This is a genomic window from Variovorax sp. OK605, assembly GCF_900115445.1.
Lineage (GTDB): Bacteria > Pseudomonadota > Gammaproteobacteria > Burkholderiales > Burkholderiaceae_C > Variovorax.
Window position 1 is genome coordinate 358,296 of sequence record NZ_FOWL01000007.1, and the last position, 25,880, is coordinate 384,175.

Annotated in this window: 25 protein-coding genes; 10 read left to right on the forward strand and 15 right to left on the reverse strand. The window is 69.6% G+C overall.

The window, feature by feature from the left end; translation table 11 throughout:
- Positions 1 to 12: 12 nt before the first annotated feature.
- On the reverse strand, positions 13 to 1,098 hold the full coding sequence (locus tag BM013_RS20350; protein ID WP_093129447.1) for an SMP-30/gluconolactonase/LRE family protein: 1,086 nt from the start codon (positions 1,096 to 1,098) through the stop codon (positions 13 to 15).
- A 288-nt stretch (positions 1,099 to 1,386) separates the two neighbouring features.
- Here BM013_RS20350 and BM013_RS20355 point away from each other — a divergent pair, with 288 nt between their 5' ends.
- Positions 1,387 to 2,676, forward strand: a complete 1,290-nt coding sequence (locus tag BM013_RS20355) for an MFS transporter (RefSeq protein ID WP_093129448.1) — start codon at positions 1,387 to 1,389, stop codon at positions 2,674 to 2,676.
- 32 nt (positions 2,677 to 2,708) lie between these two features.
- A complete protein-coding gene (locus BM013_RS20360; protein ID WP_093129449.1) occupies positions 2,709 to 3,518 on the forward strand; it encodes an NAD-dependent epimerase/dehydratase family protein in 810 nt (269 codons plus the stop codon).
- A gap of 22 nt (positions 3,519 to 3,540) precedes the next feature.
- On the opposite strand, the gene BM013_RS20365 is transcribed toward BM013_RS20360, so the two are convergent.
- The 6 genes from BM013_RS20365 to BM013_RS20390 are packed head-to-tail and all read right to left on the reverse strand — an operon-like array spanning position 3,541 to position 8,559.
- Positions 3,541 to 4,536: an SMP-30/gluconolactonase/LRE family protein gene (locus BM013_RS20365; protein ID WP_093129450.1), complete on the reverse strand. Its 996-nt coding sequence runs from the start codon at positions 4,534 to 4,536 to the stop codon at positions 3,541 to 3,543.
- Positions 4,533 to 5,471 carry an aldose 1-epimerase gene (locus BM013_RS20370; protein ID WP_093129451.1) on the reverse strand — a complete coding sequence of 313 codons (939 nt, stop codon included), beginning with the start codon at positions 5,469 to 5,471 and terminating at the stop codon, positions 4,533 to 4,535. Before BM013_RS20370 ends, BM013_RS20365 begins: the two co-directional genes overlap by 4 nt.
- 21 nt (positions 5,472 to 5,492) lie before the next feature.
- Complete coding sequence (locus BM013_RS20375) at positions 5,493 to 5,792, reverse strand: Dabb family protein (RefSeq protein WP_256221573.1); 300 nt, start codon at positions 5,790 to 5,792, stop codon at positions 5,493 to 5,495.
- Positions 5,786 to 7,261, reverse strand: a complete 1,476-nt coding sequence (locus BM013_RS20380; RefSeq protein ID WP_093129452.1) for an aldehyde dehydrogenase (NADP(+)) — start codon at positions 7,259 to 7,261, stop codon at positions 5,786 to 5,788. Before BM013_RS20380 ends, BM013_RS20375 begins: the two co-directional genes overlap by 7 nt.
- Before the next feature lie 14 nt (positions 7,262 to 7,275).
- Positions 7,276 to 7,725 (reverse strand): nuclear transport factor 2 family protein, encoded by a 450-nt coding sequence (locus tag BM013_RS20385; RefSeq protein WP_093129453.1) that lies wholly within the window; start codon positions 7,723 to 7,725, stop codon positions 7,276 to 7,278.
- Positions 7,726 to 7,752: 27 nt separating this feature from the next.
- Positions 7,753 to 8,559, reverse strand: a complete 807-nt coding sequence (locus tag BM013_RS20390; protein WP_093129454.1) for an RraA family protein — start codon at positions 8,557 to 8,559, stop codon at positions 7,753 to 7,755.
- A 185-nt stretch (positions 8,560 to 8,744) separates the two neighbouring features.
- Between BM013_RS20390 and BM013_RS20395 the strand changes: the two genes are divergently transcribed.
- The gene (locus BM013_RS20395) at positions 8,745 to 10,358 is read left to right on the forward strand and encodes an IclR family transcriptional regulator domain-containing protein (RefSeq protein WP_093129455.1); all 1,614 of its coding nucleotides are present in this window, start codon (positions 8,745 to 8,747) and stop codon (positions 10,356 to 10,358) included.
- A 10-nt stretch (positions 10,359 to 10,368) separates the two neighbouring features.
- Here the strand turns inward: BM013_RS20395 and BM013_RS20400 are convergent, their stop codons facing one another.
- Complete coding sequence (locus tag BM013_RS20400) at positions 10,369 to 11,250, reverse strand: LysR family transcriptional regulator (RefSeq protein ID WP_093129456.1); 882 nt, start codon at positions 11,248 to 11,250, stop codon at positions 10,369 to 10,371.
- A 104-nt stretch (positions 11,251 to 11,354) separates the two neighbouring features.
- On the opposite strand from BM013_RS20400, the gene BM013_RS20405 reads away from it, so the two are divergent.
- The 6 genes from BM013_RS20405 (at position 11,355) to BM013_RS20430 (ending at position 17,606) form a co-directional block, all read left to right on the forward strand.
- The gene (locus BM013_RS20405; protein ID WP_093129457.1) at positions 11,355 to 11,960 is read left to right on the forward strand and encodes a short chain dehydrogenase; all 606 of its coding nucleotides are present in this window, start codon (positions 11,355 to 11,357) and stop codon (positions 11,958 to 11,960) included.
- A complete protein-coding gene (locus tag BM013_RS20410; protein ID WP_093129458.1) occupies positions 11,957 to 12,943 on the forward strand; it encodes an SMP-30/gluconolactonase/LRE family protein in 987 nt (328 codons plus the stop codon). Before BM013_RS20405 ends, BM013_RS20410 begins: the two co-directional genes overlap by 4 nt.
- 108 nt (positions 12,944 to 13,051) lie before the next feature.
- Entirely contained in the window at positions 13,052 to 14,338 is a 1,287-nt protein-coding gene (gene guaD / locus BM013_RS20415; RefSeq protein ID WP_093129459.1) for a guanine deaminase, read from the forward strand.
- 77 nt (positions 14,339 to 14,415) lie between these two features.
- Positions 14,416 to 14,982: a dCTP deaminase gene (gene dcd / locus BM013_RS20420; RefSeq protein ID WP_093129460.1), complete on the forward strand. Its 567-nt coding sequence runs from the start codon at positions 14,416 to 14,418 to the stop codon at positions 14,980 to 14,982.
- A gap of 123 nt (positions 14,983 to 15,105) precedes the next feature.
- A complete protein-coding gene (locus BM013_RS20425) occupies positions 15,106 to 15,996 on the forward strand; it encodes a KPN_02809 family neutral zinc metallopeptidase (protein ID WP_093129461.1) in 891 nt (296 codons plus the stop codon).
- A gap of 131 nt (positions 15,997 to 16,127) precedes the next feature.
- Positions 16,128 to 17,606, forward strand: coding sequence for a DEAD/DEAH box helicase (locus tag BM013_RS20430; RefSeq protein ID WP_093129462.1), 1,479 nt, complete (start codon positions 16,128 to 16,130; stop codon positions 17,604 to 17,606).
- A 51-nt stretch (positions 17,607 to 17,657) separates the two neighbouring features.
- On the opposite strand, the gene BM013_RS20435 is transcribed toward BM013_RS20430, so the two are convergent.
- The 3 genes from BM013_RS20435 to BM013_RS20445 form a co-directional block, all read right to left on the reverse strand.
- Positions 17,658 to 17,882 carry a hypothetical protein gene (locus BM013_RS20435; RefSeq protein ID WP_093129463.1) on the reverse strand — a complete coding sequence of 75 codons (225 nt, stop codon included), beginning with the start codon at positions 17,880 to 17,882 and terminating at the stop codon, positions 17,658 to 17,660.
- A gap of 185 nt (positions 17,883 to 18,067) precedes the next feature.
- Positions 18,068 to 19,282 (reverse strand): FAD-dependent monooxygenase, encoded by a 1,215-nt coding sequence (locus BM013_RS20440; protein ID WP_093129464.1) that lies wholly within the window; start codon positions 19,280 to 19,282, stop codon positions 18,068 to 18,070.
- A gap of 22 nt (positions 19,283 to 19,304) precedes the next feature.
- Positions 19,305 to 20,309, reverse strand: a complete 1,005-nt coding sequence (locus BM013_RS20445; protein ID WP_093129465.1) for a Bug family tripartite tricarboxylate transporter substrate binding protein — start codon at positions 20,307 to 20,309, stop codon at positions 19,305 to 19,307.
- A gap of 137 nt (positions 20,310 to 20,446) precedes the next feature.
- On the opposite strand from BM013_RS20445, the gene BM013_RS20450 reads away from it, so the two are divergent.
- Entirely contained in the window at positions 20,447 to 21,388 is a 942-nt protein-coding gene (locus BM013_RS20450; RefSeq protein WP_093129466.1) for a LysR family transcriptional regulator, read from the forward strand.
- A 9-nt stretch (positions 21,389 to 21,397) separates the two neighbouring features.
- On the opposite strand, the gene BM013_RS20455 is transcribed toward BM013_RS20450, so the two are convergent.
- The 4 genes from BM013_RS20455 to BM013_RS20470 are packed head-to-tail and all read right to left on the reverse strand — an operon-like array spanning position 21,398 to position 25,879.
- The gene (locus BM013_RS20455; protein ID WP_093129467.1) at positions 21,398 to 23,020 is read right to left on the reverse strand and encodes a rhodanese-related sulfurtransferase; all 1,623 of its coding nucleotides are present in this window, start codon (positions 23,018 to 23,020) and stop codon (positions 21,398 to 21,400) included.
- Entirely contained in the window at positions 23,017 to 23,637 is a 621-nt protein-coding gene (locus BM013_RS20460; RefSeq protein ID WP_093129559.1) for a cysteine dioxygenase family protein, read from the reverse strand. Before BM013_RS20460 ends, BM013_RS20455 begins: the two co-directional genes overlap by 4 nt.
- Positions 23,634 to 24,623 carry an ABC transporter substrate-binding protein gene (locus tag BM013_RS20465; RefSeq protein WP_093129468.1) on the reverse strand — a complete coding sequence of 330 codons (990 nt, stop codon included), beginning with the start codon at positions 24,621 to 24,623 and terminating at the stop codon, positions 23,634 to 23,636. Before BM013_RS20465 ends, BM013_RS20460 begins: the two co-directional genes overlap by 4 nt.
- On the reverse strand, positions 24,620 to 25,879 hold the full coding sequence (locus BM013_RS20470) for an acyl-CoA dehydrogenase family protein (protein WP_093129469.1): 1,260 nt from the start codon (positions 25,877 to 25,879) through the stop codon (positions 24,620 to 24,622). Before BM013_RS20470 ends, BM013_RS20465 begins: the two co-directional genes overlap by 4 nt.
- Between the last annotated feature and the right edge of the window lies 1 nt (position 25,880).

A 25,880-nucleotide genomic window follows, 5' to 3' on the forward strand; every position in this document is an offset into this window, starting at 1 on the left:
GCCGCTCCTGCTTCAGCGAATCTCGGCGCCGCGCGTGTTCACGTACACCGCGTAGATCGAGTGGCTGCTCGCCATGAACAGCCGGTTGTTGTCCGCGCCACCGAAGCACAGGTTGGCGCAGCGCTCGGGCAGGCGGATGTGGCCGATGGGCCTGCCCTGCGGGTTGAACACCATCACGCCGTCGAGTGAGGCCGGGTCCACGCCCGGTGTGCCGCTGGAGCCCCAGCCGGCCCAGATGTTGCCGTCCACGTCGCACTTGATGCCGTCGAGCGCACCGGCCGGCGTGCCCGCGTCGATGTGCTTCGTCTTGTTCGTGAGGCGGGCGTCGCTGCCCACGTCGTAGGCCCACACCAGGCGGTTGGGCTGTGCGCGGCCTTCGATGATGTAGAGCTTCTTCTCGTCGGGCGAGAAGCACAGCCCGTTGGGCCCCTGCAGATCGTTGAGCACTTGCGTCACCTTGCCGCTCTTGCCGTCGATGCGGTAGACCGCGTGCGGCAGCTCCTGCTTGGCGATGCGGCCTTCGTAGTCGTTGCTCAGCTGGAAGGGCGGGTCGGTGAACCAGATGGAGCCGTCCGACTTGCACACGATGTCGTTCGGTGAGTTGAAGGGCTTGCCTTCGTAGCTGTCGGCCAGCGTCACGACCTTGCCGCTGTGTTCGGTGCGCGTGATGCGTCGCGTGACGGCGCCTTCGCAGGTGACGAGCCGGCCCTGCATGTCACGCGTGTTGCCGTTCGCGTAGTTGGCATTGGCGCGGAAGGTGGCCGCCTGGCCGGTGGCCTCGTCCCAGCGCACGATCCTGTTGCCGGCCACGTCGCTGGCCAGCAGGTAGTTGCCGTCGCCGAACCACACCGGGCCTTCCATCCAGCGAAAGCCGGTGGCCAGGCGCTCGATGCCGGCGCTGAACAGGCGGTACTTCGCGAACGACGCATCGAGGATCTCGATGGCCGGGTCGGGGTAGCGCAGCGAGGGTGTCCAGGGTTGCTGCTGCGCATGCGCGCCTGCACCCACGGCGCCTGCTGCCAGCGCGAGCCCGGCCTTGAGCAGATCGCGGCGGCCGCGCGGTGTTGTCGATATCTGCTGTTGTCGATGTGCTTGCATGTGTCTTCTGTCTCCATGGAAAGGGAAACGCACGATAGAAGCCGAAGCACGGCGTGGCGAGAAGCGCGGGCACCGCGATCCCGTCGACTGAGACGCATGCGCCACTTGCCGGGAAAACCCCGAGCGGAATCAGGTGCGCAGGAACCCGCGCCGAGAGGCATCGGCAGCACCGTTCCCACATGCTGGGACCGGGGCGACGCGCGAGCGAAAAGCGCCTTGTCGCGCGGTGATCGCCGTCCCAGAATCCGCCGCTCCCGGCCGGTCTCTGTGCCGGGCACAAGGAGACATATGAACAAGACCAGCACGCGCTACCGCGGAGTCGTCCTGACTCTGCTTTTTCTCGCGATGATCATCAATTACGTCGACCGTGCCGCGCTGTCGATCGCGATGCCTTTCATCACGCAGGAGTACCACCTCACGCCCTCCGAGAAAGGCATGATCTTCAGCAGCTTCTTCGTGGGCTACGCGCTGTTCTGCTTCATCGGCGGCTACCTCGCGGACCGCTTCGGTCCCAAGAAGGTCATGACCTGCGCGATGAGCTTCTGGTCGGTGCTGTGCGGGCTGACGGCGCTGGCCTTCAACTTCTGGTCGCTGCTGATCGTTCGCGCGCTGTTCGGCGTGGGCGAGGGTCCGGTCTCCACCACCGCCAACAAGGCGGTGAACAACTGGTTTCCGATCCGCGAGCGTGCACGCGCCATCGGCATCAACCAGGCGGGCGGCCCGCTGGGGGGTGCCTTGGCCGGCCCGATCGTGGGCTTTCTCGCGCTGTGGCTGGGCTGGCGCGTTGCCTTCGTGGCGATCGCGGTGCTGGGGCTGATCTGGGCCGTGGCCTGGGCACGGATGGTGACGGCCACGCCCGCCGAGCATCCGCGCGTGGCGCCCGACGAGCTCGCGGCCATCGAGGAAGGCCGCGAGACACCCGTCGCCACGACGCATGGCGAGCGCACGCCGCTGCTCAAGGTGATCTTCCAGGGCTCGGTGCTGGCCACCGGCATCTCGCTCTTTTGCTACAACTACATCCTGTTCTTCTTCATGACGTGGTTTCCGAGCTATCTCATCGACGCGAAGGGCATCGACCTGAAGTCGATGAGCATCGTCACCTCGCTGCCCTGGCTGGTGGGCGCGCTGGGGTACATGGGCGGCGGTGTGCTGATCGACTACATCTACAAGCGCACCGGCCGCCAGTTGTTCTCGCGCAAGGTGGTGCTGGTGAGCTGTCTGCTGATCGCGTCGCTGTGCATCGGCCTCACGGGGCAGGTCCAGAGCGTCACGGCCGTGGTGTCCGTGATGACGGTGGCCATCGGCTTCCTGATGCTCACGGCGCCGGCCTACTGGTCGCTCATTCAGGACAGCGTGCCGAGCCACCAGGTGGGAACCGCCGGTGGCTTCATGCACGGCCTGGCCAATCTCTCGGGCATCGTGGCGCCCACGGTCACGGGCTTCATCATCCAGTCGACGGGCACCTATGTGAGCGGCTTCGTGCTGGCGGGCGTGCTCGGCGCGGCGGGCGCGATCATCGTGGCGCTGTTTGTCGTGGCCGGCGGCCGCGAACCCGAACCTGCGCTGGCCGCCGGTTGAGCCACCCGACCCCACGCCACCGAGGAGAACCCATGCCGACCCTGCTGATCACCGGCGCTGCCGGACAAGTGGGCAGCGCGCTGCGCCCACTGCTGCGCGAGCACCACGACCTGCGCCTGTTCGACCGCCGCGAACCGGCCGACCCCGCGGCCAACGAGCAGGTGATGGTGGGCGACCTGTGCGACCCGGCCTGCGTGGCGCGCACGGTCGAAGGCGTCGACGCCATCCTCCACCTGGCTTGCGCGCATGGCCCGGCGATCGGTTTCGACGCCACCGTGCAGCCCAACTACAGCGCAACGCTCTACCTGCTGGAAGCGGCGCAGCGCTTCGGCGTGAAGCGTTTCCTGTTCGCCAGCAGCCACCATGTGCTGGGTCAGCACCAGGGCGACGTCGCGGAATACCTGGACGACCTTTCGCCCGCGCCAGACGGCTACTACGGGCTGAGCAAGGTGTTCGGCGAGGCCGCCTGCGCGGCCTACGCGTTGCGAGGTGGTGCCGCCGCGTTCGTGATCCGCATCGGCAACGCCGACGCACAGGTGTCCGACGCGCGCCGCCTGCGCATCTGGGTCAGCACGCGCGACCTGGCGCAGCTGGTGCGCATCGGCCTCGAGCACCCCGACGTGCGCAACGAGGTGGTCTACGGTGTTTCCGAAAGCCCGCACCCGATGTTCGCCAACACGCGCGCCCGTGCGCTGGGCTATCGGCCGCAGGACAACGCGCAGAATTTCAGGGCGCCGGACTTTCTCGACCGCGAGGCGATGCACCCGAGCGCGTCGGGTCGCGACCATGTGGGCGGCGTGTATGCGGCCAGCCCGCTCGCGCCGTTGCTTCCGCCGGCGTGAACCGGCGTGAACCGGCGCGGTCTCAGCGCTTCTCCGCGCCGCGCGTGTTCACGTAGAGCGCGTAGAGCGAATGGCTGCTGGCCATGAAAAGCCGGTTGTTGTCGGCGCCGCCGAAGCACAGGTTGGCGCAACGCTCGGGCAGGCGGATATGGCCGATCGGCTGGCCCTGCGGGTCGAACACCATCACGCCGTCGAGCGCTTCGGGGTCGGCCTCGGGTGAGCCGTTGCTGCCCCAGCCGGCCCAGATGTTGCCGTCCACGTCGCACTTGATGCCGTCGAAGGCGCCCGGGCCCCGGGCATCGATGTGCAGTGTCTTGTGCGAGAGCCGGCCGTCCGCGCCGACGTTGTAGGCCCACACGCGCCGGCTGGGCGTGGCGCGGCTCTCCACCACGTAGAGCTTGCGTTCGTCGGGCGAGAAGCACAGGCCGTTGGGCCCGGTCAGGTCGTCCAGCACCTGCGTGAGCGCGCCGGTCTCGCCGTCGATGCGGTACACGGCATGCGGCAGTTCCGGCGTGCCGACGCGGCCTTCGTAGTCGTTGCCGAGCTGGAAGGGCGGATCGGTGAACCAGATCGCGCCGTTCGACTGGCACACGATGTCGTTGGGTGAGTTCAGCGGCTTGCCGTCGAAGCGGTCGGCCAGCGTGACGATGCGCCCGTCGTGCTCGGTGCGGCTGATGCGCCGCGTGACCGCGCCCTCGCAGCTCACGAGCCGGCCCTTCAGGTCGCGCGTGTGGCCGTTGGCGTAGTTCGCCGACTCGCGAAACACGCAGGCCGTGCCGGTCACCTCGTCCCAGCGGACGATGCGGTTGCCCGCGACATCGCTCGCGAGCAGGTAGCGGCCGTCGCCGAACCACACGGGCCCTTCCATCCAGCGAAAGCCGGTGGCCAGGCGCTCGATGCTGGCAGCGAACAGCCGATACTTCGCGAAGGAAGGGTGAAGCACCGCCACCGCCGGGTCGGGGTAGCGCAGCGAAGGCGACCAGCCGTCGCGGGCTTGGGATGAAGCAAAGAGAGTCATGGCTGCGAGTGTGCGTGGAAGGCGACCCACCCCGACAGGCGTTCGCCCGGCGCGAGCACACGGGTGCCCGTGCCGGGAATTCCGTGGGCGGCCAGGTTGAAGGCGTCGGCGGTGTGGCTGGCGGGTTCCAGGCAGACGTACGGCGCGCCCGGTGGCTGGTGCAGCACCAGGTGGTCGAGGGTCGGCGAGGCGGTGATGTGCACGGCGCGTGTGCTGCTTCTTTCGCAGCCGTCGGCACCGGCACGGGCCGTGACGCGGGCTTCGCCATTCCATGCGCTGTAGAACATGGTGAAAGGCGCGTCGCCCAGGCGGCGCTCGCGACTGAAGTCTTCGGCCTTGGTCGTGTCGCCCGCAGCGGTTGCCAGATAGTCAGCTGTGGGCAACCAGCGCCTGGCCGCGGTGAACTGGATGCCGGTGTCGCCCTGGCGCGCAAGGTAGGGGTGCAGGCCGATACCCGCGGGCATCAGCGCGCAGCCCGTGTTGGTCACGGCCAGCGCGATGTGCAGCGCACCGGGCGACAACGTGAAGACCAGTTCGGCCTCGTACGGCCACGGCCAGTGCGCGTCTGCCGGCTGGCGCAGGCCGAGTGCGAGGCTGTCGTCGGCGCGTGCCGTCACGGCCCAGCACGCCTGATGCGCCGTGCCGTGCAGCGTATGGGGCAATGCATCGGGGTGCGGCGCCAGCGCAAAGACCTTGCCCGCGTGCCGGAGCCGGGCCTGCGAGATGCGGCCCCAGTACGGAATCAGCGGGTAGATGCCGCCCTTGGCCCAGCGCATGAGGTCGCTGTGGTCCTCGGGGTAGGGGTGAAGCAGTTCTGTTGCGGTGCCTTGCATGCCCCCGCTGCTTTGCAGCACGCAGCGCGTGATCCGCGCGCCCAGGGCCGGGGCCACGCGCGCGAACGCCACACCGCTGCGCAGTTCGATGATTTCGCTCATGCCTTGCCTTGCGCGGCGGGCTCAGGCGGTCGTGTAGTCGACCGCCGCCCATTCGAAGTACGGCTTCAGGTCGGCCACCAGCGCCTGGTGCAGCGGATGAAAGAGGTACGCGTCCAGCGCCTTCGCATCGGCCACTTCGGCTTCGAGCACATAGCCCCAGCAGATCGCGCGGTCGAGTTCGTTGGCTGCGAACTTCCAGCCCTCGATGGCCGGAATGAGTGGACCCAGCGCGGCCATGCGCTCGGTGAGTTCCTTCTCGAGCGCGGCGTTCTTTTCGACGGCGGCCTTGCGGCGGAACATCACGATGTGGCGCATCAGCATGGGACGCCCTTTCTTTCAATGAGCCAGGCGGGCGCGTCCTGCAGCGCGACAGGGCGCAGGAACCGGTCGAGCGCGGCATAGCCGACCGACGTGGTGAAGGGTTGTGTCGAGGCGGGGTACGGGCCGCCGTGGTGCTGCGCCGCGGTCACGGCCACGCCCGTGGGCACGCCCGAGAACAGCACGCGGCCTGCGACCTGCGTGGCGGCACGCACGAGGCTGCGGGTGTCGTCGCTCTCGGCATCCGCGCCCCACAGCGTGACGGTGAGCGAACCGCCGACAGCCTTGAGTACGTCGGTGGCTTCGTCGGTCGACGCGACGCGAACGACCAGGGCGGCCGAGCCGAACACTTCTTCATGCAACTGGGCGCTGGCAATGAAGTCGGCCGCCGACGTTTCGGCAAGAAACGGGCGTGGCGCCGACACGGTCGCGTCCACCACCTCGTTGACCAGCGGCTTGAGCTGTGGCGCGGCTCGCCATTGCGCCACGCCCCGGTCGAAGGTCGCCCGGATACCCGCCGACAGCATGGCGTGCGGCCGCGAGGCCTTCAGCGCCGCGGCAAACGCTTCGACGAAACCGTCGCCGGCCACGCCGGCCGGCACCACGATCACGCCTGGGCTCGTGCAGAACTGGCCTGCGCCCAGGCAGATCGATGCGGCCAGCGTGCCGGCCAGTTCGGCGCCGTTCCTGGCGATGGCCGCGGGCAGAACGACCAGCGGGTTGACCGAGCCCAGTTCGCCATAGAAGGGAATGGGCCGGGGCCTCTCGGCCGCCACTTTCGCGAGCGCGGTGCCGCCCTTGAAAGACCCCGTGAAAGCCACGGCCGCGATGGCGGGCGCCTTGACCAGCGCCACCCCGACCTCGATCGAGCCGCCCTCGACGAACTGGAACACGCCAGCCCGCAAGCCTTGCGCAGCGACGACCTTCTGCGCGAGTGCCGCGGTGCGGCGCGAAAGCCCGGGGTGGGCGGGGTGTCCCTTCACGACCACCGGGCAACCCGCGGCCAGCGCGGATGCGGTGTCGCCGCCCAGCACCGAGAAAGCGAACGGAAAGTTGCTCGCCGAGAACATCGCGACGGGGCCGACCGGCACGCGCACGCGGGTGAGGTGCGGTCGCCCGGCGGGCGGTGCCCCTGCAATGGAGTGGTCGTCGATGAAGGCGTGCGCGCCGCCGCGCTCGAGCACGTCGGCAAAGCCGCGCAACTGGAACGCGGTGCGGTCGAGTTCGCCGTTCAGGCGCGGCAGGCCGAGGCCGCTTTCGCGATCGGCGAGCGCGACCAGCGCCTCGCGGTCGGCTTCGAGTGCGGTGGCCAGGCCGCGCAGCAGCGTCGCGCGCTGTGCCGCCGAGGTGGCGGCAAAGGCGTCGGATGCCGACGCGCCGGCCTGCACAGCCGCATCGACGGCGGCGGCGGTGGATTCTTCCCAGCGTTCGCCGATGGCGTTGCCGGTGCGTGCTTCGATGGATTGCAGCATCAACAAGCCTCCGTTCACTTGCTCTTCAGCGGATAGCCGCGGCCGGCGTAGTCGAAGGCCACCAGCTCGTTGATCTTCACTTCCTTGTCGGCGGGAGCGGCGTAGTACGCGCGGATCTCCTTGATCTTGCCGGTCTCGGTGTCGAAGTCGTACCACTCGGCACCGCGCAATGCGGTGCCGCTCTTGTTCTTCCAATGGGTCCACTCGATCATGGCCTCGGGCGTGTCGTGGCTCACGATGAGCTTGTCGATGGTCCATTGCGAGCCGAGCGTCTCGACGCACCACTGCCATTTCCTGGCGATGGTGTCGGCGGTGCGCCAGGGAATCTCGGGCAGGCCGGCAGGGAAGTAGTGCACCGCGTCGGGCGTGAAGCAGGCGACCAGCGCGTCGTAGTCGGCGGCGTTGCAGGCGTCGAAGTAGCGGCGGATGAGGGCGGCGTGGTCTTCGGGGGTGAATTGGCTCATGGTGTTCCTCGGTGTCTTTCTTTCGGGTCAGCGCACGGGCTGCGCGGCCGGAATCGCCGGTCGGCCGTCGGCCACCCATTGGCGGTGCTGTTCGCGCGTGGCATCGCTGGGCGGGTACAGCCCCCACAGTGCTTCTCCGGCCTGCACGCGCAGCGCCAGATAGGCCTCGATGTCGTCGCGCTTCTCGCACAGGTCGGCCATCTCCTCGGCCAGGTGCGCGGGAATCACGGTGATGTTGTCACCGTCGCCGTGGATCACGTCGCCGGGGTAGATGGCCACGCCCGCGCAGCCGATGGGCACCTGCAGGTCGGCCACGTGGTGGTAGCTCAGGCGCGTGGTGGCGGTGACGCCGTTGCACCAGATGGGGAAGTCCATTGCGCTCAGTTCGGTGCCGTCGCGGAAACTGCCGTCGGTGATCACGCCGCGCGCGCCGCGCATCATCATCCGCGTGATGAGCATGTTGCCCATCGACGCGGCACGGCCGTCCTTGTTGCTGTCGATCACCAGCACGTGGCCCGGCTCGATCTGCTCCACGCCCACCCATTGCAGGTTGTCGGCGCTGGGTTCGGTGGTGAGGTTGCCGTACACGTCGATGTCCTCGCGCGCCGGAATGAAGCGCATGGTGTACGCACGGCCCGCGAAGGGTTTCATCTTCTTGTTGAGCGGCGTCAGGCCGTGCAGCACCGGTTGGCGAAAGCCCTTGATGTAGAGCTGAGTGGTCAGCGAGCCGCTGGTGGCGTTGGCCAGGCGGTCGAGCACGGCGTCGGACACGAAGGGCGCGGGCGCGCGCTGAGGAACGGTGGCCAGCGGCTTGGGTGGCGTGGGCGTGGTCATGAGGCTAGTCTCAAATGGTGGGAATGAGCGAGGCTGCAGGGCAGCGCGTCGGCGGAACCCTGACTGTAGAGACGCGGTCTCAAAAATAGAATGGACTGCCGCGGCGTTGCAGCCCTGTGCGGCACGCCAAGTACCACCATCTGAGACAAACAGGCAAGCCAGGCTTCGTCAAAGGCTTCATTCACATGGCCACCTCTTTCGGTGAGGGCACCGGCGCCCTCGAAAAAGCCCTCGACGTGCTCGATGCCATCGGGGCTGCGCCCGAAGGCCTGGGCCAGACCGAGCTGGCCGACCGGCTCGCGCTGCCGCGCACCACCGTCTACCGCCTGCTGGCCACGCTGGTGGCGCGCGGCCTGGTGCGGCGCGATCCGCTGCGCAAGGTGTACTGCCTGGGCTTTCGCTGCTTCGAGATGGCGCGCCAGGCCTATGCCATGCCCGACCTCGTGGCCGCGGCCGCGCTGGAGCTGCGCGCGCTGCGCGATCTCACGGGCGAAACCAGCTACCTGGCCACGCTCGACGGCCGCGAGGTCATCTCGCTGGAGCGCTGCGACGGCGCGCACAGCCAGCGATCGGCGGCCGTGCTGGGCCAGCGCAAGCCGGTGCACTGCACGAGCCAGGGCAAGGCGATCCTGTCGGCCATGCCCGACGACGCGCGCGACGCCATCGTGCGCGATGCGGTGCTCAAGCCGCTCACGCCGCTGACCATCACCGACCGGCGTCGGCTGCAGGCCGAATTGCGCATTACCAGGGCGCGCGGCTACGCCATTGACGACGAGGAGATCGTGCTCGGCGTGCGGTGCGTGGGCGCGCCGGTGGTCGATGCGGCGGGGCAGGTGCGCGGCGCCATCAGCGTGGCGGGCCCGGCGTACCGCCTCACGCGCGCACGGCTCGAACTGCTGGGGCCCGAAGTGGCCGAGGCCGCACGGCGCGTGGGCGCACAGCTGCAGCCCGCCGGCACCGACGCGACGCCAGGCACGGAAGCGGCGGTGACGGCGCTGCCCGGCCATTGGGCCTTTCATGGGGCGCACCCGCTGTGGTCGGCCGACGGCAGCCAGTTCTGGTGGGCCGATGCGCTCGCGCCGTCGGTGCACCTGCATGCGAACGGGCAGGACCGCGAGGTGGCGACGGTCGAGGCACCGGTCGTCGCGCTGCTGCGCCACGAAGACGGTGTGCTCGCAGTGCACGAGCGCGGTGCGCAGCGCATTGCGGCGGACGGCAGCTCGACGCCTTTCACGCCCTGGCTGCCGGGCCAGGTGCTTGCGGCCTGCAACGGCGAAGAGGGTGCCATCTGGGCGGCGCTGGCGCTGCCCGAGGCCGGCTCCGCCATCGGTCGCCTGCGCGACGACGGCACACTCGAAGTGCAATGGCGCGTGGGCGAGGCGGTGCAGGCGTTGGGCTGGCACGCGCAGGACCAGACGCTTTATGCCACCGCCCCGGGTTCCGGCGCGATCCTGCGGCTTCAGCCGGGGCAGGGCGCGGTGCGGCGCCTGGCGACCGTGCCCAAGGGTTCGGGGCGCGTGAGCGGGCTGGCCTTCGATGCGCAAGGCGGCATCTGGACGGCGCTGTGCGATGGATGGTCGGTGGTGCGCTTCACGGCGGACGGGCAGCTCGACCGCGTGATCGGCCTGCCGGTGCCTTGCGCGACCGACCTGGCGTTTGCACCGGCAGTCGAAGGCGGAAAAGCCAAGGACGATGAAGAAGGCGAGCGGCTGGTTATCACGACCGCGCGGCACAGCGTGCCGCTCGACACGCTGGCGAGTGCGCCGTTGTCGGGGCGAGTGCTGGGGCTGGTCGTTTAAGGCCGCGCACTTAGCCCAGCCGCTCCACCACGAAATCCACGAAGGTCCGCAGCTTCGCGCTCGGCCGCGCCTCCGGCATTCGCATGATGTGCACCTGCCGCGTGGGCAGTTCCCATTCAGGCAGCAACTGCACCACCTGGCCCGAGGCCAGCGCGGGCCCGAGCAGCGCGTCGGCCTGCACGATCACGCCCACGCCGGCCATGGCGGCGGCCAGCAGGGCCTGGCCGTTGTTGGTGGTGAGCGGGCCGCGCACCGGCACGTGCACGGTCCGGCCGTCGCGCGTGAAGCGCCACGCGTGGTTCGGGCCCCAACTGGCGAAGCCGAGCAGCGGGAAGGCCTCGAGCTCGGACGGGTGCTTCGGCTGGCCGTGGCGCGCCACCCATTCGGGGCTGGCCACGGCGAACATGCGCGCCAGCGCGAGCGGCCTGGCAATGAGCCGCTCGTCGACCGCGGCGCCCGAGCGGATGCCGCAGTCGAAGCCTTCCTCGGCGAGGTCGACCACGCGGTCGTTCAGGCTCAGGTCGACCTTCACCTGCGGATAGGCGGCGATGTAGTCGCCGATCACCGGCGTGAGCCGGTGCGCGCCGTAGGCCACGGGCGCGGTGACGCGCAGCACGCCCTGCGGCATGGCGCGCAGCGACTCGGCCACGCCGTCGGCGGTGTGCACGCTGGCCAGCACGTCGCGGCAACGCTCGAGGTAGGCCGCGCCGATCTCGGTGAGCGCATGGCGGCGCGTGGTGCGCTCCAGCAGGCGCGCGCCAAGCTGCGCCTCGAGCTGGCGGATGTGCTTGCCGACCATCACGGCCGACAGGTCGAGCGCCTCGGCGGCAGCGGCGAAGCTGCCCGCGTCCACCGTGGCGACGAAGACTTCCATGGCGCGGAGCTTGTCCATATTAAGAACCAATAGTTTCGAATGAGAGAACCGGATGCCAATTTATCAAACGGACGGTTCGCAAAACAATGGCCGCTTGTTGAATCCATCCGGAGAGGTTTCTTATGAGAGTTCTGGTTGTGGGCGCCACGGGCGCCGTTGGCAGCGCGGTGGCGCAGGCGCTGGCCGAGCGCGGCCACGAGGTGATTCGCGCGGGCCGCACGCGCGGCGACCATCAGGTCGACATCACGAGCGATGCGAGTGTCGAGGCGCTCTACGCGGCCGTCGGGCGCGTCGATGCGATCGTGTCGGCGGCGGGCGGCCTGTTCTTCGGGCCGGTGAGCGAGATGCGCCCGGCCGACTTCAACACCGGCCTGCAGGACAAGCTGCTCGGCCAGGTGCGCCTGGCGCTGCTGGGGCAGCACGTGCTGGCCGACGGCGGCTCGATCACGCTGACCACCGGCATCGTGGCGCAAGAGCCCATTCGGCAGGGCGCCAATGCGACGGCGGTGAATGCGGCGGTGGAAGGCTTCGTGCGCGGCGCGGCCATCGAACTGCCGCGCGGCCTGCGCATCAACGCGGTGAGCCCGACGGTGCTGACGGAGTCGCTGCCGTCGTACGGGCCGTTCTTTCCGGGCTTCGAATCGGTGCCGGCCGCGCGGGCTGCACAGGCCTACGTGCGCAGTGTGGAAGGGCCGCAAACGGGGCGGGTGTACCGCGTGTGGCAATGAGCGCGCGGGGCTTGTTCGCGGGTGCGTCGCTGGCGCTGGCTGCGGCCGTGACCGTGGCCGCGCCGCCCGCGGTCCAGCTGCTGCCCGAGGACTGGTATCCGGAAAGCGTCGCCATCGGGCCGGACGGCGCGTTCTACGTGGGCAGCTGGCGCCAGGGGGCGGTTGCGCGCCTGAAGCCGGCAAAGTCGGCTGGGGCACCGAAGGCCGAGGTGCTGGTGAAGCCCGGCGCCAACGGGCTGGCCAACGGGCAGGGCGTGCTGGTCGATGCGACGCATGCAGCGCTCTGGGTCTGCTCGGGCAGCAGCGGGTTCACCACGGTGCCGCAGACACCGAGCGCGCTCAAGCGCTACGACCTCGCCACGGGCGCGCCGCGCGCGAGCTACGCGATGCCCGACGACGGCTACTGCAACGACCTTGCGCAGGACGCGCACGGCAATCTCTACGTGACCGACTCCTATCACCCGCGCGTGCTGAAGCTCGTGCCGGGCGCCAAGGCGCTCACGGTGTGGAAGGAAGACGAGGCCCTGGCCGGCGCCGGCCCGTACAAGGGCCTGAACGGCATCGCCATCGACGGGCAGCGCGTCTATGTGAGCCTGGTGGCGGCAGCGCCGTACCTGCTGCGCATCGGGCTTGGCGCCGACGGCCGGGCCGGTGACGTGGTGCGCATCGAGGCGCCGCGCGTGCTGAAGAACGTCGACGCGATCCGCGCGTGGAAGCCCGGTCGGCTCGTGCTGTTCGAGAGCAATGCCTTCGGCGACGGGCCCTGCGGCGGGCAGATCACCGTGGCACGCACAGGCAGCGACACGCTGGGGCTGCAGACCGTGGTGACGGGGCTGAACGATCCGTCGTCCGGCGCGGTGCTGGGCGACCGCGTCTACTTCATCGAGTCGAAGTACGGGCTGCTCACCAAGCGCAAGGACACCGACGGGCCGGTGCCCACCGGCGTGCCCTTCGGCATCCAGTCGCGCGCGTTGCCGCATTGAGGCCAGGGGGCAAGGGGGCGCAGGCAGAGGGGGTGCGCAAGGCATATAGCACTCATATGCGCATGGAAATTGCGGGGCGGCAGGGCTGGATTACCCTCCGCATCCACGATGAAAAAAGCCTACCGCGCCTCCCTCCTGCGATTCGACGCCGCCGGCCAGCCCGTTTTCGATGAAGACGGCCTGCTGGTGATCGCGCCCGACAGCACCGGCCGCCAGCGCGTGCTCGATGCCGGCAGCCATGCCGCCGTCGCGCCGCGCCATGCCGATGCCGAAGTGACCCACCTGCCCGGGCGCATCCTCGCGCCGGGCTTCGTGGACATGCACATCCACTTTCCGCAGACCGACATCATCGGTTCACCCTCGCCGGGGCTGCTGCCCTGGCTCGAGAACTACACCTTTCCGGCCGAAAGCAAGTTCGCCGACCCCGCGCATTCGAACGAAGTGGCCGACGTGTTCTTCGACGAGCTGCTGCGCAACGGCGTCACCACCTCGCTGACCTTCGCCACCTCGCACGTGGCCTCGGTCGATGCCTTCTTCGAGGGTGCCCAGCGCCGCGGGCTTCGCATGATCACCGGCAAGGTGCTGCAGGACCGCAATTCGCCCGACGGCGTGCGCGACCAGACCGAGCAGAGCCTGGTCGACACCGAGGCGCTGATCCGCAAGTGGCACAACGTCGACCGGCTGGGCTACGCCATCACGCCGCGCTTCGCACCCGCGAGCACCGACGCGCAGATGCGCGGCGCGGGCGAGCTGGCCGCGAAGTACGCCGACACCTGGATCCAGTCGCACGTGGCGGAAAACCGCGACGAGGTGGCGTGGGTGCGCGAGCTGTATCCGCAGTCGCGCTCGTACCTCGACGTTTACGCCGGCTTCGGCCTGATGCGCGAGCGCGCCGTGTACGCGCACTGCATCTACCTGGACGACACCGACCGCGCGCTGCTGCGCGACACCAAGACGGCGGCGGCCGTCAGCCCGACCAGCAACCTGTTCCTGGGCAGCGGCTTCTTCGACTTCGGCGCGGCCGACCGCACGGGCTATCCCTACGGCCTGGCCAGCGACGTGGGCGGCGGCACCAGCTTCAGCCCCTTCCACACCATGATGGCGGCGTACTACGTGGGCCGCGAGGGCCAGACCAAGGCCGGCCTGAGCATTGCGCCTTCGGAACTCTGGTGGCGCCACACCGGCGGCGCGGCGCGCGCGCTGGGGCTCGACGGCGTGGTCGGCAACCTGCAGCCGGGCTGCGAGGCCGACTTTCTGGTGCTCGATCCGGCGGCCACGCCGCTGCTGGCGCGCAAGACGAAGCTGGCGAACACGCTGGAAGAAATGCTGTTCGCGATGATCGTGCTGGGCGACGACCGGCTGGTCGAGCGCACGGTGATCTCGCAGGCGGGCTGAACCGCGCCCGGGGGAGGGTGCAGGGGCGCCCATGCCACAATTCGCCCCCGATTCCCCCGCAGCAGCAGCGAGCGCATATGAGCATCAAGAGCGACAAATGGATCCGGCGCATGGCCGAAAACGAAGGAATGATCGAGCCCTTCGAACCGGGCCAGGTGCGCGAATCCGCGGGCCACAAGATCATCAGCTACGGCACCTCGAGCTACGGCTACGACATCCGGTGCGCGCCTGAGTTCAAGGTCTTCACCAACATCCACAGCACCGTGGTCGACCCGAAGAATTTCGACGAGAAGAGCTTCGTCGACATGCACGGCGACTACTGCATCATTCCGCCGAACAGCTTCGCGCTGGCGCGCACTGTGGAGTACTTCCGCATCCCGCGCAACGTGCTGACCATCTGCCTGGGCAAGAGCACGTACGCGCGCTGCGGCATCATCGTCAACGTGACGCCCTTCGAGCCCGAGTGGGAAGGCTACGTGACGCTGGAGTTCAGCAACACCACGCCGCTGCCCGCCAAGATCTACGCGGGCGAAGGCTGCGCGCAGGTGCTGTTCTTCGAGAGCGACGAGGTCTGCGAGACCAGCTACAAGGACCGCGGCGGCAAGTACCAGGGCCAGCGCGGCGTCACTCTGCCGAAAACCTGACGGATCCGCGGGCCGGCCGCTGACGGGCGCTGACGCCCGGTTACCCCGGGCGGGCGCCGGGGCAAGTACCATCCTGCGAACACCGGCCAATACTCCTGCAAACAGGCCGGCAAGGAGAGCGCGATGAGATGGGAAGGCAACGAACAATCGGACAACGTCGAAGACCGCCGCGGTGAAGGCGGTGGCGGCGGTGGTGGTGGCGGCTTCATCGGCGGTCGCGGCATCGGTATCGGCACCATCGCGGTCGCGCTGATCGCGGGCTGGGTCTTCGGCATCAACCCGCTCACCGTGCTGAGCCTGTTGAGCGGCGGCGGTGGCCCCGCGCAGGTGCAGCAACAGCAGCAAGGCCCGGCGCCCAAGCCGCCGTCGGGCGACCGCGAGGCGGCCTTCGTCTCCACGGTGCTCAAGAACACCGAAGTGGTCTGGACGGGCATCTTCAAGCAGAACGGCGGCACGTACCACGCACCGCGCCTGGTGCTGTTCCGCAATGCCACGCCCACGGCCTGCGGCACGGGCCAATCGGCCATGGGGCCGTTCTACTGCCCGGGCGACCAGAAGGTCTACATCGACCTGGGCTTCTACGACACCCTGAAGAACCAACTCGGCGCGCCGGGCGAGTTCGCGCAGGCCTACGTCATCGCGCACGAGGTTGGCCATCACGTTCAGGACGAGCTCGGCATCACCGCCAAGGTCGACGGCATGCGCAACCGCCTGAGCCAGACGCAGAACAACGCGATGAGCGTGCGCGTCGAGCTGCAGGCCGACTGCTTCGCGGGCATCTGGGCCCACCATTCGCAGGAGTCGAAGAAGTGGCTCGACCCGGGCGACATCGAGGCCGCGATGAACGCCGCGCAGAAGATCGGCGACGACGCGCTGCAGCGTTCCGCGGGCCGTGCCGTGGTGCCCGACAGCTTCACCCACGGCTCGAGCGCGCAGCGCCAACGGTGGTTCGGCGCGGGGTATCAAAGCGGCGACATCAAGTCGTGCGACACCTTCAATGCACGCAGCCTTTGAGCGGCATGGCCTTGAAGCGCGCATGAGCGCTGCGTTTGATGCTATTGAATAAATAGCAATTCCGCCATCGCGGACGTTGTCACGCCGCAGTCACTGCCATTTTTTGCGGCAGTGCGACAATAGCGGGCTCAATGACAAGCTCCTTCTCCAATCTGATGCTGGCGGAACCGCTGGCGCGCGCCGTGGCCGAAATGGGCTACGAGACCATGACACCCATCCAGGAGCAGGCCATTCCGGTCGTGCTTTCGGGCCAGGATGTGATGGGCGCCGCCCAGACCGGTACCGGCAAGACGGCGGCGTTCTCGCTCCCGTTGCTCCAGCGCATGCTCAAGCACGAAAACGCCTCCACCTCGCCCGCGCGGCACCCGGTCCGGGCCCTGGTGCTGCTGCCCACGCGCGAACTGGCCGACCAGGTCGCCCAACAGGTCAAGCTGTACGCCAAGTACACCAACCTGCGCAGCACGGTCGTGTTCGGCGGCATCGACATGAAGCCGCAGACGCTGGAACTGAAGAAGGGCGTCGAAGTGCTGGTCGCCACGCCGGGTCGGCTGCTCGATCACATCGAAGCCAAGAACGCGGTGCTCAACCAGGTCGAATACGTCGTGCTCGACGAAGCCGACCGCATGCTGGACATCGGCTTCCTGCCCGACCTGCAGCGCATCCTGAGCTACCTGCCCAAGCAGCGCACCACGCTGCTGTTCTCGGCCACGTTCTCGCCCGAAATCAAGCGCCTCGCCGGCAGCTACCTGCAGAACCCGGTCACCATCGAAGTGGCGCGCCCGAACGAAACGGCCTCCACCGTCGAGCAGCGCTTCTTCAGCGTGAGCGACGACGACAAGCGCCGCGCACTCTCCCAGATCGTGAAGCAGCGCGGCATCACGCAGGCCTTCGTGTTCGTCAACAGCAAGCTGGGCTGCGCCCGCCTTGCGCGCTCGCTCGAACGCGACGGCCACCGCACCACCGCACTGCACGGCGACAAGAGCCAGGACGAACGCCTGAAGGCGCTCGCCGCCTTCAAGGCCGGCGAGGTCGACCTGCTGGTGTGCACCGACGTTGCGGCCCGCGGCCTCGACATCAAGGACGTGCCCGCGGTCTTCAACTTCGACATTCCGTTCAACGCCGAAGACTACGTGCACCGCATCGGCCGCACGGGCCGTGCCGGCGCCTCGGGCCTGGCCGTGAGCTTCGCCAGCGGCGGCAACGACGCGCGCCTGGTGGCCGACATCGAGAAGCTGATCAAGAAGAAGATCGAGCTCGAGCCGGTCGAGTTCGAGGAAGACCGCCCGCGCGGCCGCATCAACGACGGACGCCGCCACTGGCGTGAAGAAGGCGAAGCCGGCGACGCACGCGACGTGCTCGACCAGCCGCGCGAACGCAGCAGCAGCCTGAGCGGCAGCGACGCTCGCCGCGGCGGTGGCGGACGCCCGCACCGCGCGCCTTCGGCGCCGCGCGACCCGTTCTTCGACAAGCCTTACGAGCCGGGTGCGCCGGCCGACGCCACGCCGGCGTGGGAAGCCACCGCAAAGGCAGCGCCCGCACGCGGCGTGTCGAGCAACATCAAGAGCAAGCGCAAGGTCGCTGCGCTGTTCAAGAGCGCCGAGCCGAGCTGACCTGCCCGGTGAACCGCGGCGTCATGCGCCGCAGTTCTCAAGCTCTAGGCATTACCTCCAGCCGCGGTGCCAGCCGGACTGGGGGTGACGCCAGCCCCACCCGAATCGCGGGTGATAGGCCCACACGAACCCGACACCCGGTGACACATAGGTAGGCGCCACGTAGGCCACGCCGGGCGGCGCTGCGTACACCGGTTGGGCCGGTGCAACCACGCAACCGGTCAGGGTCGCCGCCAGCGCGGCGGCGGACAAGGCGAGAAGCAGAGGGGATCTCATGGCGAAGCTCCTGGGAGTTGTTGTCGGTATGCACAACCAACGCCCCGCCTGCCTGCCGGATGACGCCCTTTACCCGCGCGCAACAGTGTGACCGGCCCGTTGCAAGCGGGCACGCCGCGCAGCCTTTCAGGCGGCTTTCAGCGAACGGCTTTCGCCCACCGCGCCCACCGCGCCCACTTTGCCCGCTATGCGGCGGGCAGCGCCACCTGATCGACCTTGTAGTCGAAGAGCCAGTCATACCGCTCGCGGATGCGCGCTTCGCTCCACTCCTTGTCGACATACGCGACCGCGCCTTCCACCGATGCCAGCGCCGGGTTGTGAAAGCGCCGCGCGTTCTCCGAAGAGCCGCGCACGATGCGCGAGGTGCGTTCGGTCCGGGCCTGCTCGTAGCGCACCAGGGCCCGCTCGACATCGGCCGCGCCGGCATCGATGCATCGCGCGAGCATCGCGCCGTCCTCGATCGCCATGGCCGCACCCTGCGCGAGGAACGGCAGCGTGGGGTGGCACGCATCCCCCAGCAGCGTGACCCGGCCGACCGACCAGCGGCTCATGGGCTCGCGCTGCATCAGCGCCCATTTGTACGGCGTCTCGATGCTGCGGATGAGCGTCTGCACGTCTTCATGCCAGCCCGCGAAATCGCCGGCGCACTCGGCCACGGTGCCCGCGGTGGTCCACGACTCCTGGGTCCAGTCGCCGCGCTCGACGATGCCCACGAAGTTCACGAGTTCGCCGCGCCGCAGCGGGTAGTGAATGACGTGCCCGCCGGGCCCGATCCAGTTGGTGGCCACGGGCCGGCGCAGCCGCTCGGGCAACCGCTGCGCCGGAATGACGCCGCGCCATGCCAGGCAGCCGGAGAACGCGGGCGCATCGCCGCCGAAGAGCTGCGCGCGAATGCGCGAATGCACACCGTCCGCGCCGACCAGCAGGTCGCCTTCGATGCGCCGGCCACCGGCAAGCTGTAGCGCCACGCCCGTGCTGGTGCCGGTACTGGTGCTCTCGAAACCTTCACAGCGCGCACCGAGCACGATGGCGCCGGGCTGGGCGCTTGTCACCGCGTCGACGAGCACCTGGTGCAGGTCCGGCCGGTACATCGTGTAGTAGGGGTGCCCGTACTGCGCGATGGATTCCGCGCCCAGGTCGAACAGCTTCCAGGTCTGCCCGGTGTTCCACAGCCTCACTTCCTTGCCCGCGGGTTCGCTGGCCCGCTCGCGCAGTGCCTGCGCCACGCCCAGGTCGGCGAAGATGCGCGTTGCGTTGGCGCTGAGCTGCAGACCCGCGCCCACTTCGCCCAGCGCCTGGGCCTGCTCGAACACGTGCACCTCGTGGCCGCGGCGGATCAATGCCAGCGCCGCGGTCAGGCCGCCGAGCCCCGCGCCGGCGATCAGGATCTTTTGCTTCATGGTCTTGCCTTCGGTGCGTGTGTCAGTCGTCCGCGCGCACGTTGGCGCGCGTGATCAGGGCGGACCACTTGGCAAAGTCCGCCCCGATGACCTTGGCAAATTCCGCCGCGCCGGCCACGCCGGGCTCCACGCCCGTGGCGGCCAGTTCGCGCCGCACCTCGTCCGACTGCGCCGCCTTGGCAAAGGCCTGCGACAGCTTCTGCACCACCGGCGCGGGCGTGTTCGCGGGGGCCACCAGCCCGAACCACGAATAGGCCTCGTAGCCGTCGACGGCCGATTTCATCAGCGCAACCTGCGGCAGCGGCGCATAGGGCTGCGCGCCCGTCACCGCGTAGGCCTTGAGCTTTCCGCTCTTGATATAGGGCGCGAGCGCCGCCGCCGTGTCGAACACCAGGTCGATCTGCCCGCCCAGCGCATCGGTGATGGCGGGGCTGCCGCCGCGGTACGGCACGTGGGTCAGCGGAATGTGCGCGCGCTCCTTCAGGTACTCGGTGGCCAGGTGCCCGATGGAGCCGTTGCCGGCGCTGCCCACGGTCAGGGCCTGGTCCTTCGCGTACTTGAGCAGCTCGGGCAGCGTGTTGGGCGCCAGGCCTTGCCGGCCCGCCAGCATGAGCGGTCCGCGCAGCGCCATGCCCACCGGAATGAACGACTTGGCGTCGTACTTCAGGTTCTTGTAGAGCTTGGGCGCGACGGCCAGCGTGCTGGTGCCGCCCCAGAGCAGCGTGTAGCCGTCCGCGCCGGCGCGCGCCACCCAGGCGCTGCCGACAGTGCCGGCCGCGCCCGCGCGGTTGTCCACGACGATCGGCTGGCCCAGATTGTCGCCCATGGCGCGCGCGAACAGCCGGGCGCTGGCGTCGGTCGGCCCGCCGGCGGGAAAGGGCACGACGACGGTGATCGGCTTGTCGGGAAAGTCGGTGGGTGCCGCGTTGGCAGCCGCGCTGAGGCCGAGAGTGGCGAAGGCGGTCAATGCAAGGCCAAGGCGCGTCAGCGCGCGCGGTGCGCACTGCGCGAAGGGTGTATGTCTCATCTGGTGTCCCGTTTGTCCTGAGGTGTGCGGCAGGCCTTTGCCTGATGCCCGCATTCCAGCGCGTTCCCATCAATTAGTAAAATCTGAAAACCATCTGAACTGACAAGCAGAATTTATCAATTGGTGACCGACGACCGATGAACCTGTCCCAGCGCCAGATCAGGGCCTTCCTGGCCATCGCGCGGCTGCAGAGCTTCACGCGCGCGGCCGAGCAACTTCACATCACGCAGGCCGGCCTGAGCAGCATGCTGCGCGACGTCGAGGCGCAGCTCGATTGCCGGCTCTTCGACCGGACCACCCGGGCGGTCTCGCTCACGCCGGCGGGCCGCGCCTTCGTGCCCGTGGCCACGCGCGTGCTGGCGGAGCTCGACGGCGCGGCCGCGGCGCTGGGGCGTCTTTCGGAATCGCGCCAGCAGACGCTGTCGGTCGGCGCCACGCCGCTGGTGGCGTCCTGCCTGCTGCCCGCCGCGTGCGAGGCGTTTTCCCGCACGCACCCCGGCGTGATGGTCGAGGTGCACGACCTGGACCGCGCGCAGATCCAGGACCGCGTGCAAGAAGCGCAGATCGACGTGGGCTACGGCGTGTTCCTGCAGGCGGCCAGCGGCATCCGCCGGCAGCCGCTGCTGAAGACCGATCTCGTGCTCGTGAGCCGAGAGGCCACCCAGGTGACCAGGACCGCGAAGGCCACCCGGACCCCGAAAGCCGCCGCCTCTCGCACACCGCGCGGCGTGGCCTGGCGCGACCTGGACGGCGTGGCGCTCGTGTGCCTGCCCATCGACAACCCGATCCAGCAGCTGGTCGACTCCCACCTCACCGCCATCGGGCGCGGCAACGAGCCGCGCAGGGCCTTCAACCATCTGCACACCGTGCTTGCGATGGTGGAGGCGGGCGCGGGCAGTGCCATCCTGCCGTCCTTCGTGGCGGCGGCCGCGTCCCGCTATGCGCTGAACCTCGTGCCGCTTGCGGACCCGCTCGTTTCGCTGGAGTTCTTCGAGATCACCAAGAAGGGCGGCGAGGTGATGCCGGCCACGCAGGCCTTCAGCCAGTGCGTGGTCGCGGCGATGGCGCAGCGCGCCTGACGGTTCTGGTCAGATCACTTTGAAGTGATGCGTGCCGTCGCGCCCCAGCTGCGCGACCAGGCCGAATTCCCAGTCCAGGTAAGCCTGCATCGCCTCCGTGGGCGCATCGGTGCCCTCGTAGGGCCGGCGATAGCGGTCGGTGCGCGGCGTGCCCAGCCGCGTCTCGCCGGTTTCCGCTTCGAGGCCCGCGGCAAACCATGCCGTGTTGCCGCCGGTGAGCACCAGCACCTCCACGCCGCGTTGGCCGCGCGCATCGAGCAGCGCGCGCAGGTCGGCCGCGGCATAGCGCGCGAGCAGGCTGCTGCCGCAGGTCAGCACGTAGCGCCGCGACGCGGGAATGACGGCATCCACCGCATGCGGCAACTGCGCGCGAATCACGAACCAGGCACCCGGAATGTGGCGCTTCACGTAGTTGATGCCGGTGGTCACGTCGATCAACGCCGTGCCCTCCTGCTTCAGCAGCGCAGCCAGTTCGGCCGGCGTGACTTCTCCCACGACGGCCGCGACCGGCGGGTGCGCAGTGGCGGGCGCCGCCGTTTCGGTGAGGTCCGCCAGCGTCGGCACGGCATCGGGCACGTACACCTCCCAGCCCATCTGCGCGAGCCACGATGCGCTCATCGACGCGCGCACGCCGTCGTCGTCCGCCAGCACGATGCGCGCGCCACGCACCGGCACCTGGTGGTCGGTTTCCTGCACCAGCTGCCCGCCGGGCGCGCTGGCAAAGCCGGGCAGGTGGCCCGCCGCGTATTCCTCGGGCGTTCGCACGTCGAAGCGGTACACGGTGCGCCCCGGCGCCTCGAGCGTGTGCAACGCGTCGAGCGCGGTGCGGCGCACGCCGGCCAGGTCGGCCACGCGCCGCGCATCGGCCTGCGCCTGGGCGCGGTGTGCTTCGGAAACGGTGGCAGGCGCCTGGCGCGTGGCGCCGTGGTCCAGCACCTGCCCCGCGAGCTTCCAGCCGATCGTGCCGTTGCGCAGCGCCGCCACCGGGTTCGGAATGCCCGCGTTCACCAATGACTGCGTGCCGATGATGCTGCGCGTGCGGCCCGCGCAATTCACGATGACCTGCGTGGCCGGGTCGGGCGCCAGCTCGCGCACGCGCAGCACCAGCTCGGCGCCGGGCACGCTGGTGGCCGACGGAATGCTCATCGTCCGGTATTCGTCGAAGCGGCGCGCGTCGAGCACCACCACATCGGCCTTGCCCTCGACCAGCGCCTTCACCTCGGGCGCGGAGAGCGAGGGCGTGTGCCGTTCGTGCTCGACCAGTTCGCCGAAGGACTTGCTCGGCACGTTCACGTCGCGGAACAGTTCGCCGCCGGCCCGGCGCCAGCCTTCGAGGCCGCCTTCGAGCAGGTGCACGTTCGTGTAGCCCAGCGTGGCGAAGGTCTTCGCGGCCAGCGGCGCCAGGTCGGTGCCGTCGTGTTCGCCGTACAGCACGATCAGGGTGTCGCGCCGCGGAATGCGCCGCCAGGCTTCGATCTCGGTGCGCGACAGCGGCAGGTTCGCGGCCCACAGCGGGTGTTCCTGCGCGAACGGGTCTTCCTCGCGCACGTCGAGCAGGGCGATTTCGTCGCGCGCGATGAGGCGCTCGCGCACCGCGGCGAAGGACAGAACGGAAAAGGCGGAAGTCGTCATGCGAGTGTGGAGCTGGACCTGAGTTCGGCGCTGCGGTCCCACAAGTTGGGCAGCAGCGTGTTGGAGTATCCGGAGACGAAGGGCTTGCGGCCACCCTCCGTCGGGTAAGTATGCCGCCGCACGGCGCCGATGTTGGCGCCGTAGACATGGATGCTGATCGACACGCGGTCGGCGTGCGCGTTGTGCACGCGGTGCAGGTCGCCGACGGTGGGCGACACGGCCTCCACGTCGCCCGCGTCGAGCCGCACCGCCTCGCCCCGGGGCTGCGCGTGGCCTTCGGGGTCGAACACGAAGCCCTGGCTGTACTCCGCCCCGCGCAGCATGCCGATCAGCCCCCACACCGTGTGGTCGTGCACCGGCGTGGCCTGCCCCGGCCCCCACACGAAGCTCACGACCGAGAAGCGCTCGGTGCTGTCCGCGTGCAGCAGGAATTGCTGGTAGCGCGCCGGGTCGGGCTGCGCGAAGGCATCGGGCAGCCAGTCGTCGCGCGCCACCAGCGTGCGCAGCAGCGCGCCGCCTTCCGAGAGGATGCGGGGCTCGTCGGGCGCGCCGTCGAGCAGCCGGCCGAAGGCGCCGACGAATTCGCGCAGCGGCGCGATCGAAGAAGGCCCCGTCACGCCGGGCGCTTCCACACGGTCGTGTCGGTGATCGCGCGCACGTCCACCCGCACCGGCAGGATGCCGTCGCGCGCCGAGCGGTCGGCCACGGCCTGCAGCGCGACGATGTCCGCCTCGCTCACCGGCCGGCCCGCCACCGACGCGCGCGCGGTGATGAGGCGCGACGACTCGATGGGCAGCCGCGTGAGCTGGCTGTAGGCCTGCGCATAGGCTTCGGGGTTGGCCAGGGCCCAGTCGCCGGCACGGCCGAGCCGCTCGAGAAACTGCACGATGGCCGCGCGCCTGGCCGGGTCGGCCAGCGACGACTCGGTGGCGGTGATGAAGCCCAGCGCCGTGTTGATGCCGCGCCCGTCGCGCAGGATGCGGCCGCCCTGCTGCAGCGCGATCGTGTAGTACGGATCGAACACGGCCCATGCGTCGATCTGCTTCAACGCGAACGCGGCGGCCGCGTCGGTCGGCAGCACGAACTTCACCGTCACCTCCTCGCGCTTCACGCCGGCCTCTTCGAGTGCACCGTACAGCTGGTACTGCGAGATGCTGCCGCGCGCCGACGAGACGATCACGGTCTGTCCGCGCAGGTCGGCCACGCTGCGCAGCCTGGAGCCGGGCTGGACCACGATGCCCAGCGAATCGGCCTTGCCGACGCGCGTGGCGACGATCTTCAGCGGCGTCTTGCCGACGGCCGCGGCCAGCACGGGCAGGTCGCCCGCCATGGCCGTGTCGACGGCCGAGCTGCGCTGCGCCTCGAAGAGCGGCGCCGCGCCCTGGAAGTTGGCCCAGCGGTAGGCGAAGGGAGCGCCCTCGAGCGCCTTCGATGCCTCGAACAGCGAGCGAAGGCCGCCCGCCTGGTCGCCGAGCACCAGCGTGGTCTGCGGCTGCGCAAACGCGCGCAGCGAACCGGCGGCGCCAACGGCACCCAGCGAGAGCGCCACGCCTTGCTTGAGCCAGTGGCGGCGCGAGGCCGCGGAGAACAGCAGCGAGGTCATGCAGCAGCTCCCGAAGCGAGCAGCGCGCGCTTGCCCGCCGCCACCAGGATCGCGTCGTTCTGCGGCGTGTGGATGCGGCTGCACAGCACGTCGCGGTAGTGCCGCTCCAGCGGGTTCGCGCGCGTGAGGCCGTGGTTGCCGCTGAGCTGCAGCGCCAGTTCGACCGCGCGAATGGCGTTGCCCGTCACGCTGTACTTGAGCAGGCCGCTGTCGGCGGCGGGTTGTGCATGGCCGCCGTCGACCGCCGCCGTGGCGTCGTCGAGCAGCACGCGGTTGGTTCGCAGCAGCGCCTCGATCTCGCCCACGTGCTCCTGCACGCGCGCCAGGCTGGCCAGCGGCGCGCCCAGGCTGCCCGGTGCGCGCTGGTTCAAAAAGCCCGCCAGCCAGTCGCGCGCGGCCGTGGCCACGGCGTCGTAGAGGCTGCCGAGCAGCACCGTCATCCAGGCCTGCTGCGTGGCGTGCGCGTCGATGTCGGTCTGGCTGCCCGCATCGGGCGCCCAGTCGGCCGGTGCGCGCAGGTCGACGGCATGGTCGAGGTCGATGGCGACGTTCTCGAACACCACCTCGTGGCTGCCCGAGGCGCGCAGGCCCAGGTGGTCCCAGCTCGCGATCACGCGCACGCCGGGTGCGTCGCGCGGCACCAGGAACACGCCGGTGCGAGGCGTGGCCTCGTCCGTGCGGGCCCACACCGCGAGCCAGCCCAGGCCTTCGATGCCGGTGGTGTAGAGCTTGTGGCCGTCGATCTTCCAACTCTTGCCCTGGCCTTCGCGCACTTGGCGCGCCACGGTGCCCGGCAGGCCACCGCGGGCCGGCGAGCCCAGCGCGGGCTCCACGCGCAGGGCGTTGATCAACGCGCCGTGCTCGACCGCATCGCGCGTCACCTGTTCACGCAAATGCGCGGGCCAGCGGCTGTCGGGGCGCGTCAGCGCGTGGTGCTGCAGGTAAGTCATGGTGAGGATCAGCGCCGTGGCGGGCTCGCCGCGCGCCACCGCTGCAATCACGCGCCGCGCGGTCGCCAGCGTGGCACCGCCGCCGCCGTGTTCGGCGGGCGCGACCAGGCCGATGAGCCCGTGCGCCTGCAGCGCATGGAAGTTCTCGCGCGGAAAGGCGCCGCTGCGGTCGTGGTCGGCCGCGGTGGAGGCGAACTGGGCCGTCAGCCGGGCCAGCACGGCGGCGTCCACCGTGGCGGGCACGGCAGGTGCCGAAGGAAGGATGTCAGGCGTTGCCGGCGCGCGGCGCAAGGGGAGTGCACTCATG

What these genes read in the sequence shown, in the direction of transcription:
- BM013_RS20350 (WP_093129447.1), bottom strand. Translation starts at nt 1,098, where the DNA reads ATGCAAGCACATCGACAACAGCAGATATCGACAACACCGCGCGGCCGC.
- BM013_RS20355 (WP_093129448.1), top strand. Translation starts at nt 1,387, where the DNA reads ATGAACAAGACCAGCACGCGCTACCGCGGAGTCGTCCTGACTCTGCTT.
- BM013_RS20360 (WP_093129449.1), top strand. Translation starts at nt 2,709, where the DNA reads ATGCCGACCCTGCTGATCACCGGCGCTGCCGGACAAGTGGGCAGCGCG.
- BM013_RS20365 (WP_093129450.1), bottom strand. Translation starts at nt 4,536, where the DNA reads ATGACTCTCTTTGCTTCATCCCAAGCCCGCGACGGCTGGTCGCCTTCG.
- BM013_RS20370 (WP_093129451.1), bottom strand. Translation starts at nt 5,471, where the DNA reads ATGAGCGAAATCATCGAACTGCGCAGCGGTGTGGCGTTCGCGCGCGTG.
- BM013_RS20375 (WP_256221573.1), bottom strand. Translation starts at nt 5,792, where the DNA reads ATGCTGATGCGCCACATCGTGATGTTCCGCCGCAAGGCCGCCGTCGAA.
- BM013_RS20380 (WP_093129452.1), bottom strand. Translation starts at nt 7,261, where the DNA reads ATGCTGCAATCCATCGAAGCACGCACCGGCAACGCCATCGGCGAACGC.
- BM013_RS20385 (WP_093129453.1), bottom strand. Translation starts at nt 7,725, where the DNA reads ATGAGCCAATTCACCCCCGAAGACCACGCCGCCCTCATCCGCCGCTAC.
- BM013_RS20390 (WP_093129454.1), bottom strand. Translation starts at nt 8,559, where the DNA reads ATGACCACGCCCACGCCACCCAAGCCGCTGGCCACCGTTCCTCAGCGC.
- BM013_RS20395 (WP_093129455.1), top strand. Translation starts at nt 8,745, where the DNA reads ATGGCCACCTCTTTCGGTGAGGGCACCGGCGCCCTCGAAAAAGCCCTC.
- BM013_RS20400 (WP_093129456.1), bottom strand. Translation starts at nt 11,250, where the DNA reads ATGGACAAGCTCCGCGCCATGGAAGTCTTCGTCGCCACGGTGGACGCG.
- BM013_RS20405 (WP_093129457.1), top strand. Translation starts at nt 11,355, where the DNA reads ATGAGAGTTCTGGTTGTGGGCGCCACGGGCGCCGTTGGCAGCGCGGTG.
- BM013_RS20410 (WP_093129458.1), top strand. Translation starts at nt 11,957, where the DNA reads ATGAGCGCGCGGGGCTTGTTCGCGGGTGCGTCGCTGGCGCTGGCTGCG.
- guaD (WP_093129459.1), top strand. Translation starts at nt 13,052, where the DNA reads ATGAAAAAAGCCTACCGCGCCTCCCTCCTGCGATTCGACGCCGCCGGC.
- dcd (WP_093129460.1), top strand. Translation starts at nt 14,416, where the DNA reads ATGAGCATCAAGAGCGACAAATGGATCCGGCGCATGGCCGAAAACGAA.
- BM013_RS20425 (WP_093129461.1), top strand. Translation starts at nt 15,106, where the DNA reads ATGAGATGGGAAGGCAACGAACAATCGGACAACGTCGAAGACCGCCGC.
- BM013_RS20430 (WP_093129462.1), top strand. Translation starts at nt 16,128, where the DNA reads ATGACAAGCTCCTTCTCCAATCTGATGCTGGCGGAACCGCTGGCGCGC.
- BM013_RS20435 (WP_093129463.1), bottom strand. Translation starts at nt 17,882, where the DNA reads ATGAGATCCCCTCTGCTTCTCGCCTTGTCCGCCGCCGCGCTGGCGGCG.
- BM013_RS20440 (WP_093129464.1), bottom strand. Translation starts at nt 19,282, where the DNA reads ATGAAGCAAAAGATCCTGATCGCCGGCGCGGGGCTCGGCGGCCTGACC.
- BM013_RS20445 (WP_093129465.1), bottom strand. Translation starts at nt 20,309, where the DNA reads ATGAGACATACACCCTTCGCGCAGTGCGCACCGCGCGCGCTGACGCGC.
- BM013_RS20450 (WP_093129466.1), top strand. Translation starts at nt 20,447, where the DNA reads ATGAACCTGTCCCAGCGCCAGATCAGGGCCTTCCTGGCCATCGCGCGG.
- BM013_RS20455 (WP_093129467.1), bottom strand. Translation starts at nt 23,020, where the DNA reads ATGACGACTTCCGCCTTTTCCGTTCTGTCCTTCGCCGCGGTGCGCGAG.
- BM013_RS20465 (WP_093129468.1), bottom strand. Translation starts at nt 24,623, where the DNA reads ATGACCTCGCTGCTGTTCTCCGCGGCCTCGCGCCGCCACTGGCTCAAG.
- BM013_RS20470 (WP_093129469.1), bottom strand. Translation starts at nt 25,879, where the DNA reads ATGAGTGCACTCCCCTTGCGCCGCGCGCCGGCAACGCCTGACATCCTT.